Here is a 13192-nt window from a genome sequence, read left to right as displayed (position 1 = left end):
ACGGTTTCCCCGTAATAAGTTAGGTTGGAACACCTTTTAACCTTTAACGGATCCCAGGAGTACACCTTTGGTAAAATGTTTTTGCAAAAATGGATAAACGATCAATATCGGGACCGTAGTTACAACAACTGTAGCCATTTGCACAGCAAACGTACTGACAGCGCCGGAATTGGCGAGCGAATCAGCACTTTGAGTTGCGACGTTAAGCAGGATGTTGCGCAATATCACTTGAAGTGGCATGTAGTTGGAATCATTGATATATACAATGGCATCAAAATAACTGTTCCAATGCCCGACTGCGTAAAATAGGGAAATGGTAGAAAGTACGGGTAAGGACAAGGGTAAAATGATCCGCCATAACGTCTGAAGCTCACTCGCACCGTCTACCCTCGCTGATTCCTCGATTTCACCAGGTAATTGCTCAAAAAAACCTTTGATGATCACCAGATTAAATGCACTAATGAGATTTGGAATGATCAATACCCACGGACTGTTTAACAATCCCAAGGAACGAATTAGTAAATAAGTCGGAATTAACCCCCCACTGAACATCATGGTAAACACAATGAAGAGTAAAAACGGACTTCTTCCGGGCAAATATTTTTTGGATAACGGGTAGGCCGCGATTACCGTAAAAAACACATTTAACGCAGTGCCTACAATCGTTCGGAACAACGTAATTTTATACGCCTGCCAGATCCCATGAGAAATGAATACTTCTTTATAGGCCAGAAAGGTAAAGGATTCTGGTATAATCACAATCCCTCTTCTTAATACTTCCGATTCTGGCGTTACGGAGACAGCAACCACATATAGAAACGGTAGCACGCACAGTAGGGATAACAAAATAAGAATTACATAAACGACGGTTTGCCAGACTTTTTCTCCGATTGTCAAATGGATCATTCTAAAGACCACCTCACCAAATTTGCCCATCGAATTTTTTGGCGAGCTTATTCGCTGCCAATACTAAAGCAAATCCGATGACAGCTTTAAACAATCCTACAGCAGTAGCCAAGCCGATCTTAAGACGCTCCAACCCTTCCCGGTATACCCATGTGTCGATAATATCGATCTTCTCTTGGTTAAAGGTGTTGGCAAACATGAATATTTGGTCAAAACCTGCATCCAGGATATGACTTAATTTCAGAATCAGCATCAGAATAATGACTCCTCGAATGCCAGGTAACGTGATATGCCAGAGCTGTCTCCATTTGGAAGCGCCATCTATTCGAGCCGCTTCATATAAGCTTGGATCGATTCCTGCCAAGGCGGCAAGGTACAAAATCGCCCCCCATCCAATATCCTTCCATACTTCAGATAAGATGATCAGCATTCTGCCCCAGGCAGGTTCCGTTAGAAACGAGATGGGTTCAACACCAAAATCCTTTAAAATCATGTTAAAGAGACCGTCGCCTGGGGCTAGTAATGCTACCATAATTCCATAAACGATGACCCATGACAGAAAATGAGGCAAATAAGTGATTGTCTGTACGATTTTTTTAAACCATTGGCTATACACTTCATTGAGGAGTAAAGCTAGTACGATGGGAGCGGAGAAACCGAACAATAGCTTATAAAGCGATATGATGATCGTATTTTTCATGATGTCCCAGAAATAAACGCCGTTCATAAAATCCGTAAAATTTTTGAATCCTACCCATGGGCTATCCCATAGTCCCAAAGCCAGGTTGTAGTTTTTAAAAGCAATCATGATTCCCGCCATAGGAATGTATTTGAATACCGCAAAGTAAATTAAGGCTGGTAATAAGAGAGCATACATCACTTTGTACTTTTGTATTGTCCTTATCCATGTCTTTCGCTTTTTGGAGATGGGAATGGCGTCCGCTGCCAACTTTGCTTGCATTTCATCACCTCGTCTTTGTTTGTATTTGTATAATAGCACCCACCTATCGGATAAATTTCTGAAATATCAAGAATTTCTTATAAGATTTTAAGGAAGTGTGCCTGGGCTCGTTCCAACAGCTAATCCCGGCAACTGAGACAAGAACTTGTTCCACTAAAATAAAAAAAAGCCGCTATAGTAGCGACTTTCAATGCCGTATTTATACTTCTCCCCAAAAAATCTCAGTTTCATAATCGAAATGAACAGTACCCTCTTGATTATTTTTATCAAATAAATTCCGCAGTTCCGTCATCATTGGATCGTAATTTGCATGCCCGGGTACAGGGCTGTAAGAAGATGATAACAAACGGCCTTTCAATCCTTCGAAATCGAACTCCTGACTCATTCTGAATCGCATTTCATGCATTGAACCTTCCTTGAAAAAAGAGAGCAACATCGTCTGAGAAATATTTTTATGATTAACTTTTTCATAGTCGGTTCCATATGTATGGAGCAGTTGATTGTACTCTTCACGAAATGGAGTACCGTCTGTAAGACGTGAATTCCAGATGAGTATTACTCTCCCACCTGGCCGCAGAATTCTGCGAAACTCGATTTGGGCTGCAGAGCGATCAAACCAGTGAAATGCCTGAGCGCAGACAATAAAATCAACCGACTGATCAGGTAATCCAGTAGATTCTGCGGAACCTGCTATACTCTGGAATTGCGGATTACTTTCTAACATTTGCTCGGCGGCCTCCCGCATTGCCTGATTTGGCTCGACTGCGGCTACATAACTTCCGCGTTCCAGAAGTAGTTTTGAGATGATGCCAGTACCTGAACCGATGTCTGCTATATTACTGTTCACATGTAAACCAACGACGTCGTACAAATAGTCAATAGCCTCTTTTGAATAACTCGGGCGGTATTTCAAATACGAATCGACCCGGCTCGAAAACCGTTCTCTATTGTTCATCGATTGTCACGCTCCCATTACTATTTTGACATCCTATATACTGGCTTCAGTAACAGCTTCAAAATCTTACTGCCCCAAAAAGCAAATACCGTCGTTCCGGTCCATGAGCTGCGCTTATCTTGGCTGTATTGATCGTTGATCATATAGGTTCGAGTCGAAATAGGACTCTTCAGACCGAACTGTTCCCATTTCGCCGGATCATTCGAACCTCCAAGTTTTCTAAGCATATGGGCCGACTCATGATCTATTTTAGCAGAAATTTGCTCGAATGCTTGGGTGATTTGCGTATGAAACTCGTCGATCGGGTTGCGACTGGTAATGCTCTCGAGATGAATGCTTTCACGAATGTAAGAAACGAATGCCAGATGGTCAGCCCAGAACTCGTCGATATAAAAAAGCCGTACCCGCTGCTCCGATGGGCTCATCGGTCTCTCAGCTTTCAAAATTCCGAGCCGCTCCTCGTATAGAATTCGCCTCTGATCTTCCACCATATCCGAATAACAGTTCAATTCCCGCTGAATATCGAAGTTTTGGCCTATAATAACGCGCTGAATGTGCTCGATTTTGCTGTGGAGCGCCGGATCATCAAGAACCTCGTCCTGATTGGGAGCGCGAAACAGTTTATGAATGCCAAACCGAAGCATCAACTCGTCTTCCAGGCTAATATAAAATACGGATGCTCCAGGGTCACCTTGGCGGCCGCAACGTCCGCGCAGCTGGTCATCAATCCGCATACTTTCGTTCACATATGTACCTATTACGTATAATCCGCCAAGCTTGGCAATTACTTCTGCCTGCGCGGGGTTGCCGCCACCGAGACGAATATCGACGCCGCGTCCTGCCATATTCGTAGATACCGTTACTGCCCCGATTTCTCCGGCTTTAGGGATGATTTCGGCTTCTTTTGCATCGTTTTTTGCATTCAGAACCTGGCAAGGTACACCAGCAGCGGCAAGCTCCTCCGCTAGCATGTCAGACTCCTCAACGCTTGAGGTACCAATAAGAATGGGGCGTCCCACCCTATGGACGGAAGAGATTTCTTGTACAAGCGCCTTATATTTGGCTTCTTTATGGGTGTAAATTCGATGCTTGTGGTCAATCCGTATGTTTGGTTGGTTCGGCGGAATTCGCACGACCTGTAACGCATAGATATCCTCAAATTCCATTGCTGAAGTGTGCGCTGTAGCCGTCATTCCGCAAATTCCCGAATACAGGCTAATAAAGTGCTGAATGGTGATCGTGCCGAGAATTCTCCCACCGGCCTTCCACTGTAACCCTTCTTTGGCCACAATGGCAGCTTGCAACCCGTCCGGCAAATACCTGTTTTCGGCCACACGACCTGTATGTTCTTCGATTAGCTCAATTACACCGTCCCGGACGATATAATCGACGTCTTTTTTTAATAACGATTCCACATGCAGCGCACAATTCAATGACGTTAACCAATGACTGTTATGGCTATCGTACAAATTGCCGCATCCCAGCAGCAACTCCGCTTTTGCAGCACCGGCTTCATTCAAGTAAACGTTCCGTTGGAACTCGTCAAAATCGTAATGCTCACCTGGCTGCAGCTGCCGGGCCACTTCTGCGAAAAGATTGCCATCACTCTTGGAAGCACTCGAATCGCCACTAATGACTAGCGGCACCCGCGCTTCATCAAGAAGCAATGAATCCGCTTCGTCAACGATGACGTAGTGGAAAGGACGGTGTACGGTATCAGCCTCATTGAATGCTATTGTGTCACGCAAATAATCGAACCCTGCTTCTTTAGCCTTAACATAGGTTATATCCTTGGCGTAAGCTTCCCGTTTCTCGAACAGGCTCATGCCCGCTTGAACCGAGCTTACCGTTAACCCAAGAAAGCGATAGATCGGGCCCATCCACTCGGCATCTCGATTTGCCAAGTAGTCGTTAAAAGTAAGCACATGAACGCCTTTGCCTGTCAAAGCGTTGAGATAAACAGGCATAACAGCAGAGAGTGTTTTTCCTTCACCGGTATGCTGCTCGATCAACAATCTCTCGTGCAAAGCAATCGCAGCCATAATTTGCACATCGTAAGGCTGTAATCCGAGTGTTCTCTTCGCAACCTCGCAGACTAGAGCATAAGCATCAACAAGCAGATCATCCAAAGGCGTGCCTGATCTTGCTTCTTCTTGCAGTCGAAGAGATTCTGCTTGCAGGCGCTGATCATCCCAAACTTCCAAATTCCGTTTCCTGATAAGCCCCACTCTGTCTCGATAATCTTTCAACAAACGCCGGGTATCCCGCTCTTTGAATTCACGTATCAACTTGACGACTACATTCATCGGAATTTGATTCCTCCTTAGTAGAAATAAGTAGTGAAAAGAAAAGACTCCATACGGAGTCTTTTCTGTCGATGATTAACGCGCCACTCAAACTATTCGTTATAAGAGACAACTAGATTACTTCTCCGATGGGAGTGGTGTAAAGAGCAGATTCACCGGCAGGTTGCTTCCTGGTGCGGCAGAGAATAGAATGGTTACGCTCTCTCCAGTTGAACCGGTGCGGTAAAGCACGCTTTGTTCACTTGAATTGGCAACTGCAACGTTACCTTCGGCAATCGATACCAACTGATTGTTCACCAGAGCTACTCCGGAGTACTTCCCTCCACGAGGGTTAAAGGAGATAAGTGTACGCGGTGCAACATTGGTCAGCGTGATTTTGTACAATACGCCGAAATTACCCGCATTGGATGCGTCTGTGTAAGCCATCGGATCTGTTCCTACCAGATTGGGATCGCTTGAATTGTCACCAAGTGGCAGACGGGCAGGTTTGATTCCCACGTGCTCATCGTACTTTATAATGCGAGTCGCATTCGGGTACGTACCACGGTTGTGTACTCCGTCACGATCAAGCACAGGTAACAATGGCAGAGCCTCAAACGGATCTTTATTTTCTTCCACCAGGATAACGTTATAGTCTAGGGAATAATCACTATAAGCGTCCGAATAGAGAGAAATGACTTGTCCTTCTTTCATTGGCGTTTTATTAAGTTCTGTCAAAATCAGTTTGCTTTCCCCAGGTTGAAGGTACTCTTTCTTTTGATCCGCTCCAGTCTGAATTGACTTGAACCATTTATCAATAGACAATTTCCCAGCTACGGTAGCATACGGTGTAGGGCCGGCAAAGCCCATATTCTGTTGTTCAAATACGGCCGGATTTGGATTGTTATTGGTTGCAATCACATACATTTTTACTCTTTTGCCTGTATTGTTCACGTGGTGAATCATGAAACGGGTCTGCCCCGAAGATGATTCTTTATATACAATGCCTTCCGTATTCACAGTTTCCGGACTGTTACTGCGGATCAGCAAACTTGGCTCATCCATGTACGTATACGGGACTTTCTCCATCGTAGTCACTTCGCCGCCGTTAAAGGTGAATTTCTGTCCTACCGGCGTGAAAAGTAAATTGAAGTCGGTAAATGAATATAAGGTCTCATTCGTTATGGTAATGACTTTGGAATACGTGTTCGTAGCGCCGTGATTGTCAGTAACCGTAAGTGTCACCGTTTTTGGACCCGGTTCAAAGAACGCAAGTGAATTGTTCTCCCATACCGCTTTAACAATATTATTTTCATCATCTGTACTTTGGTCTGTGTATGTTATTTTTTCGCCCATTTTATACTGTTCTTTATCTGTGGCGAACATGGCTACAGGAGGAAGATTAGGACTCAATACTTCAATGGTAACGGAATAGGGATCACTCCATTGGCCGTTGGAATCCTGTACTTGATATGAAATCGTATATGTACCTGCTTGATCAAATGAATCTTGGCGACCAGTCCAGCGTTCGTCAACGATATCCATTCCATTGGGTGAACTGTTAGAAGTCACGTAGTCCACTTGATCACCCGCAAAGATTTCCTTTTGGGAAATGGTGAAACTTGCAACAGGTTTTGTATTTAGATTCAACACAACCGTTTTAGCCGACTGATTCACTTTATAGGTGATGTTCAGAGCTTGAGTAATGGAAGTTAACGGCACCATGAATGTACTTTTTTGCTGATACGCAGGGCCTTTCATCGTTCTGGTCTCTCCATTTACCGTATAGTCTTTGCTGTTAGTCTTGAATCGGAGTTCATCCTCACCACTAATAATGATGGTTTCCTTGGTTTTGTTATCGTATTTGACGCCGTATCCCACACGGTCAACCAGCGCACGGATTGCAACATAGGATACACCGTTTTTTACAGCCATTGGCTGGCCCGCAAGATACGTTTTTCCATCCTGCTCCATTTTGTTGCTATTCATGTACAACGTCAGATTCCCACCTGCTGCTACAGGAGACGTTCCATCAATGGATGGTTGCTCTATTTGAGCAGGTGTAGCTGGCGTTTCCTCCTCAGGTGTTTCCTCTTGAACTACAGGTTTCGTACCCGTTTCGTTTGCAGTGCTCTCTCCCCCATCCAATGCAGGTTTTTCGCTATCTGTTTTGGGTGTTGCCTCAGTGCCGGTCGAGGTTTGAGTGTCCTTGGCTTCAGCGGTCGGAGTATTGGTAGATTTGTTATTGCTCTCCGTCTTCACTTCACGCTCTGCAATCGGCTGCTCTTGCTTTAACACCTCAACTGATTCTACATTGGCCGTGTTTACTGACGCGGTGTCACCTTGCGGTGCTGATTGCGCATTCACAGAACCGACTGCAAATGCTTGAAAAACGGCTAAAGCGGTAAAAATAGATAATTTCTTTTTCATATTCATGCGTTGTCTTTGGCTCCTTCTACTCTCTAGTAATTTATAACCCCTCAAAAAGTCATAATATTAGACGCTAGTTTTAGGAAAAAGTTTCTAATTGAATTGTAAATTATGGATTTTAGTACAGCTATTTTTTCAATGTTTGGTTATAAGTTCTTTGAATAAGAAGCGCCTATTGAATAATAGTCTTGATTTTGCACAAGATAATCCATGTCGCATTTTATAAAGAGGTGGATCAATGACCCCAACCAATCAGGCTTTCTCTGAATTAAAAATGAATATTTCTTATGTGGAACAGTCCCTCTACTGTACTGACGATTTGAAACAACAATTGCTTCTACTTAATGGTGTACACAGTGTGCTTCTCTATATCGATTCACTTGTAGATCAGGAGATCATTCAAACACATGTCTTAACCGCACTAAATGAGCAAGCCCATTCGGAAATCTACCCATCGTTCACCACATTAGAAAGTCGAAAAGATACGGATCTGCAACGTGGAATAGTCTCACTTATTCAAGGGAAATGTCTTTACATAATCGACGGGTACCCGGAGTTTTACATTCTCTCTACCGAGAAAATGTATGTCCGTAGCACAACCGAACCGGAAAACGAAGGTGTTATTCGAGGTCCGCACAATGGATTCGTAGAGCAGCTTTCGGTTAATTTGAATCTGATCCGCAGACAAATTATCAGTCCATCCTTAATCGTTCGATATTTTAACGTCGGCGAGAAGACACATACCAAAATTGCAGTTGTATATCTTCAGGACTTGGCCAATCCGGAGTTGGTGAACGAAGTCAAAGAGCGAATCACATCCATATCTTCAGATATGGTGCTCGCTCCAGGTTTTATTGAAGAATTTGTGGAGGATAACCCCTTCTCTCTGTTTCCCCAGCAGCTCAATACAGAAAGACCTGACCGGGTTATTGCCAACTTGATGGAAGGACGCGTCGCCATACTTGCCGAAGGAAGTCCGTCAGCTCTTATTGCTCCAGTTACGTTTTTTGCTTTTTATCAAAGTCCGGATGATTATCATGGTCGCTGGATTGTCAGTTCTTTTTTACGGTTAATTCGCATGATGAGTTTTGTCATTGCTTTTACATTACCTGCTGTTTATATTGCAACCATCTCTTTTCACTCCGCCATTTTACCGATCGAGCTGGCACACACAATCAAGAAATCATTGCAGAACATCCCCTTTCCTGCACTTGTAGAGGCAATGTTGCTTGAACTGATCTTTGAAGTATTAAGAGAAGCCGGGGTCCGACTTCCCAGCCGAGTGGGCCAGACCATCGGCATCGTTGGCGGTTTGGTTATCGGAGATGCTATCGTTCGTGCGGGGCTTGTATCCTATACAATGATTATTGTGGTATCGCTAACTGCTATCTCGTCGTTTTTGGTGCCTTCGCATGAGATGAGTTCGGCAGTCCGTATTCTCCGCTTTCCAATGATGATTGGAGCGGCGCTTTTTGGATATATCGGCATCGCATTTGGTCTGGTGATTCTAACCATTCACCTCTGTAAGATGGAAAACTTCGGATCGCCTTATTTTGCTCCAGTGGCCCCTTTCCGATTAGCTGACATGAAGGATGTATGGATTCGATTTCCCATTTGGGCGCTTCGCGGGCGTCCTCATGATGCCCGCCCACGGCGGCTGAATCAGCAGAAGTTCTCTAGGAGTTGGAAAAAACGTGAATAAGGAAACGACAATCACTCAGGGACAATTATTCTTGCTCATTTTGAAATTTGAAATTGGTGTAGATATTTTGTCCCTCCCTTACCGGATACATCTTCTCTCTAAAGGCGGTGGGTGGATCTCTGTTTTCCTTGGAGGGTTCCTGATCCAACTTGTCATATTGTTGTGCTGGCTTTTGATGCGAAGATTCCCGAGTTCATCCATTTATGACATTGTAACGCTGATTACGGGTAAATGGATTGGCAAGTTGCTGATCATTGCCTACGTTGGATATTTCCTGTTAATGGGTACTTCTGTTCTGGTGAACGCTTACGGTGTGATTAACCGCTGGATGCTGCAGGATACGCCTCGGTGGGCTATATTAGCCCTCTTCTTGTTCAGCAGTATCTATTTGGTTCGGCAAAAATTACGAATCATTGCCCGAGTACTGGTACTCATCTCCTTTTTGGTCTTGCCCATGATGGTATTGATCAGTTATGGACTCAAGGAAATCAATCTGTTATATCTTTTGCCGTTAACCGAAGCGGGATGGCCCAATATCATTAGTGGATCAACCGAAACATTAATGGCTATGTTCGGATTCGAGTTTTTTCTCGTTGTGTTTCCTATGGTTGAAGGTAGCAGCGGTGGCAAACTCAAGTCTGTTGCTTTAGCAAGTGCTGTAGTCGTGGTGTTGTATGCATTCACCGTTTTCATTTGTTCAACGGCGTTCAGCCCCCAGCAACTTGACTTAATGCCTGAACCGGTCATATATCTGCTCCGCTCTATCCCACTCGGAACAATGGATCGGGCCGATTTCCTGTTCCTCCCTATTTGGTTAATTTCAATTTTTGGGGCCATATGTGGCTATTACTATACCGCATCCTATGGTATAAGTTATCTCTTCAAACAAAAACACCATAAAAAAGCGGTGCCTTATGTCGTTCTTGCTTCTTGCATAATTGCGTATCTGCCACAACAGAAGGAAAAACTTGAGTTAATTAGTACGATAGCCAACAGATCGGCATACTTTTTTCTCATGATCCTGCCTCTGCTCCTGTTGGTTCTATCTTATATAATGAAACGAAAAGAGAAGATGATATGAGTAAACGGGGGAAAATCCTCATCCTGCTGACCCTGCTCATGGTGATGACGGGATGTTGGGATCAGGATAGTTTAAAAGATGCAAGATTGGCTAATGCTTCGGCGTTTGACATCACCTCAGAGGGTGAAATTAAACAGACGCTTGAAATTGTCGATGATTCTGAGAGTCAACAAGGGAGCAGCGGTAATGAAGTTCACTCAGGCACCGGAAGATCCGTCCGTCAAAGTACAGATAGAATTCGCGCTAAAGTGACTGGTGATATCCGGTTTTTCAAATATGGGATGATCTTATACGGCAACAAACTTGCACAAAATGATATCTACCCCTACCTGGACGTCTTATATCGGGAACCCGATTACCCAACCTCACATGTAAAAATTGCGATTGTGGATGGCGATGCTGGAGATCTGTTACACCAAAAAAAAGTTGGTAGCATATTGATTGGTGATTTTATTACGAAAAAAATTAAGAGTCTGGAGGAATTATGTATTTTTCCGGAAATGACGTTAGAGACCCTTCTCCCTCCCATGCTCGATCCGGGACAGGATTTTACACTGCCTTATCTATATAAGGATGGAGAGGAGATTGATGCTCGGGGAATCGCCCTGTTTCATGGGCAAAGGTTTAATGGGAGTCTTACTACCGAACAGGCTCCTCTATACATTATTATGAGTGGGAAATGGAATAAAACGGCGCGTTTTGTCAAAAAGGTCCACCCAGGGCCTTCCAACAACCCGCGAAACTATGTCACTTATGAAGCAAATATCGCACAAATTAAGCGCAAACTCACGGTAAAAGTGGCAAATGATAGCCAAATTGATGTGAATCTCCATATCGAACTTCCAGTAACGATCGTTGAGTATGCAATGAATCATCTTCAGGAAAAAGACACGATTGAACGTCTGAACAGCCAGTTATCCGATGACATGACTCAGGACGCAGAACAAATTATCAAGACACTTCAGCAAAGTGGTTGTGATTCCTTCGGTATTGGCAGACATTTAATTGCCCATTACCCGGACTTATGGAAAAGCCTAAACTGGAATAAAGAATATGCGCAAGTTCGTTTTCACCCGGAAGTAAAGGTTACAATAGTCGGCAGTGGCGTTTTAAATTAGCAGCCTGATATCATGTAATTGGAAAAGCTCTCTTCTATTTGGAAGAGAGCTATTAACTGTTGACTTAAAGAAGGATTTGCTAATACTCTAGTCGTTAAGAAGCACTTCAGTGAAAAGTTTTATCGTGCCTGGTTGAGTATAACATCGGCAGTGAAGCTGAGCTATAAAATAGGTGAAAGAAGACGTGATATTCCTTCTTTAAATTTTATAATAAGGGACCTATTTCTATAACGATCAGAAGTAAGTTCTGTACTTAACTGGCTATCTTGATGAAATAATTCTTGAAGTTGTTTCGCAACTCGCTCGTCATATACAATTGCATTCACCTCAAAATTCAACCTAAAGCTCCGGGAATCAATATTCATCGTGCCTACTGAAGCGACTTCTTCGTCTACTACAATGGTCTTTGCGTGTAAGAATCCATTATCATATAACAGAATCTTGGCTCCATAGTCCAATAATTCACCAGCATACGCCCAAGTCGCCCAATATACAAACGGGTGATCGGGCTTATTGGGAATCATAATGCGCAGATCCACCCCGGATAGGAGTGCGATTTTACATGCATCCATAAAAGTGCTGTCAGGAATAAAGTAAGGCGTTTGAATATACACACTCTTTTTGGCATTTACTATAAGCTTGATGTACATATTCTTCAGGTGTTCCACCTGTGAGTTAGGACCACTAGACACAATCTGGACTGGACTTGAACCATCAAGCCTTGCTGTGTTGAAGGAGAATTGTTCGTAACTGACTTGATCGGATTTGCTGGCGTGTTTCCAATCCAAAATAAACCTTCCTTGAATATGATTAACGGCATCTCCGTGCATTTTAAAATGTGTATCACGCCAGTATCCAAACTTTTTATCCATGCCTAGATACTCATTCCCTAGATTAAATCCGCCAATATAAGCAATCTCTCCATCAATAATACAAAGTTTTCGATGATTTCGATTATTCATACGGAAATTTAATGGCCTAATCAGTGATGGGAAAAAGACCTCTACTTCTCCACCGGCAGAGATCAGTTCTCTGAAAAACTTCAATGAAAGTTTCTTTGAACCAATTTCGTCATAGAGAACTCGCACTTTTACGCCTTCTTTAGCTTTTATAGTTAATTCATCTCGTAATTTCTTCCCTAAGGAATCCGGTTGAATAATGTAATATTGGATGTTAATCTCTTTCTTGGCTTCCTTGATATCAGCAAATAAAGAATCAAATTTCTCTTGTCCATCATCGAAGATGAATATCTCATTGTCATTGGTTAGGATTGCATTGGATGAAGTGAGATTCAATTGAATCAGGTCAGCATATTTCATGAGCAGTGGGTTATTTTCCTTACGTTGCTCCTTCAATGTCACTAACTGGTTCTCGACAATTAACTTTAGGGAGTTTCTCTCTTCAGCTGAAAGTCCGTAGAAATTTTTCTTTTTGAGGTTACGTCCCAGAAAGAGATAAACGATAAAACCTAAAATAGGAATGAAGTAAAATATCATGAGCCAGGCCCAAGTATAACCAATGTCTCTCCTTTCAAAAAACAAAAATACCGCTGAGAGTAATATGTTTATAATCATAACGAGCGAAAGTATCAGCGTGACCATACTGCTATATCTCCTGCCTTCCATTGACTTTATGTAAATAATAAAAAATGCTTATTACTTAGCTGTTCTCGAATGAAGCCGTCATCACAAAGAATATGATAACATACTTGAGGAAAACTAAATCTATTAAATGATAATCACTAGACATCGAAC

The 13192-nt window shown here is 43.1% G+C and carries 9 protein-coding genes; 3 read left to right on the top strand and 6 right to left on the bottom strand.

Going from position 1 to position 13192, the window contains the following annotated elements; all coding sequences use genetic code 11:
- Positions 1-36: 36 nt before the first annotated feature.
- The 5 genes from NZ043_RS24995 to NZ043_RS24975 form a co-directional block, all read right to left on the bottom strand.
- Positions 37-906 carry a carbohydrate ABC transporter permease gene (locus tag NZ043_RS24995; RefSeq protein WP_017688329.1) on the bottom strand — a complete coding sequence of 290 codons (870 nt, stop codon included), beginning with the start codon at positions 904-906 and terminating at the stop codon, positions 37-39.
- Positions 907-919: 13 nt separating this feature from the next.
- Positions 920-1867: an ABC transporter permease subunit gene (locus NZ043_RS24990; protein WP_091030155.1), complete on the bottom strand. Its 948-nt coding sequence runs from the start codon at positions 1865-1867 to the stop codon at positions 920-922.
- A gap of 199 nt (positions 1868-2066) precedes the next feature.
- Positions 2067-2822: a class I SAM-dependent methyltransferase gene (locus tag NZ043_RS24985; protein WP_339309523.1), complete on the bottom strand. Its 756-nt coding sequence runs from the start codon at positions 2820-2822 to the stop codon at positions 2067-2069.
- Between the two features lie 20 nt (positions 2823-2842).
- Complete coding sequence (locus NZ043_RS24980; protein WP_339309522.1) at positions 2843-5128, bottom strand: DEAD/DEAH box helicase; 2286 nt, start codon at positions 5126-5128, stop codon at positions 2843-2845.
- Positions 5129-5245: 117 nt separating this feature from the next.
- Entirely contained in the window at positions 5246-7543 is a 2298-nt protein-coding gene (locus NZ043_RS24975) for a stalk domain-containing protein (RefSeq protein ID WP_339309521.1), read from the bottom strand.
- A gap of 232 nt (positions 7544-7775) precedes the next feature.
- On the opposite strand from NZ043_RS24975, the gene NZ043_RS24970 reads away from it, so the two are divergent.
- From NZ043_RS24970 to NZ043_RS24960, 3 genes are read left to right on the top strand one after another with little or no spacing between them, the layout of a single operon-like run.
- On the top strand, positions 7776-9239 hold the full coding sequence (locus NZ043_RS24970) for a spore germination protein (RefSeq protein WP_091030166.1): 1464 nt from the start codon (positions 7776-7778) through the stop codon (positions 9237-9239).
- Positions 9232-10320 carry an endospore germination permease gene (locus tag NZ043_RS24965; protein WP_339309520.1) on the top strand — a complete coding sequence of 363 codons (1089 nt, stop codon included), beginning with the start codon at positions 9232-9234 and terminating at the stop codon, positions 10318-10320. Before NZ043_RS24970 ends, NZ043_RS24965 begins: the two co-directional genes overlap by 8 nt.
- Complete coding sequence (locus tag NZ043_RS24960; RefSeq protein WP_339309519.1) at positions 10317-11438, top strand: Ger(x)C family spore germination protein; 1122 nt, start codon at positions 10317-10319, stop codon at positions 11436-11438. Before NZ043_RS24965 ends, NZ043_RS24960 begins: the two co-directional genes overlap by 4 nt.
- A 161-nt stretch (positions 11439-11599) precedes the next feature.
- On the opposite strand, the gene cls is transcribed toward NZ043_RS24960, so the two are convergent.
- Positions 11600-13039: a cardiolipin synthase gene (cls, locus tag NZ043_RS24955; protein ID WP_339309518.1), complete on the bottom strand. Its 1440-nt coding sequence runs from the start codon at positions 13037-13039 to the stop codon at positions 11600-11602.
- Positions 13040-13192: the final 153 nt, after the last annotated feature.

This window comes from Paenibacillus sp. FSL k6-2145, from assembly GCF_037976585.1.
In the GTDB taxonomy this organism is placed as follows: Bacteria; Bacillota; Bacilli; order Paenibacillales; family Paenibacillaceae; genus Paenibacillus.
This window is presented reverse-complemented; position numbering and strand designations above follow the sequence as displayed.

Coding starts and splice junctions, on each gene's coding strand:
- NZ043_RS24995 (WP_017688329.1), bottom strand. CDS start 906: ATGATCCATTTGACAATCGGAGAAAAAGTCTGGCAAACCGTCGTTTAT.
- NZ043_RS24990 (WP_091030155.1), bottom strand. CDS start 1,867: ATGCAAGCAAAGTTGGCAGCGGACGCCATTCCCATCTCCAAAAAGCGA.
- NZ043_RS24985 (WP_339309523.1), bottom strand. CDS start 2,822: ATGAACAATAGAGAACGGTTTTCGAGCCGGGTCGATTCGTATTTGAAA.
- NZ043_RS24980 (WP_339309522.1), bottom strand. CDS start 5,128: ATGAATGTAGTCGTCAAGTTGATACGTGAATTCAAAGAGCGGGATACC.
- NZ043_RS24975 (WP_339309521.1), bottom strand. CDS start 7,543: ATGAATATGAAAAAGAAATTATCTATTTTTACCGCTTTAGCCGTTTTT.
- NZ043_RS24970 (WP_091030166.1), top strand. CDS start 7,776: ATGACCCCAACCAATCAGGCTTTCTCTGAATTAAAAATGAATATTTCT.
- NZ043_RS24960 (WP_339309519.1), top strand. CDS start 10,317: ATGAGTAAACGGGGGAAAATCCTCATCCTGCTGACCCTGCTCATGGTG.
- cls (WP_339309518.1), bottom strand. CDS start 13,039: ATGGTCACGCTGATACTTTCGCTCGTTATGATTATAAACATATTACTC.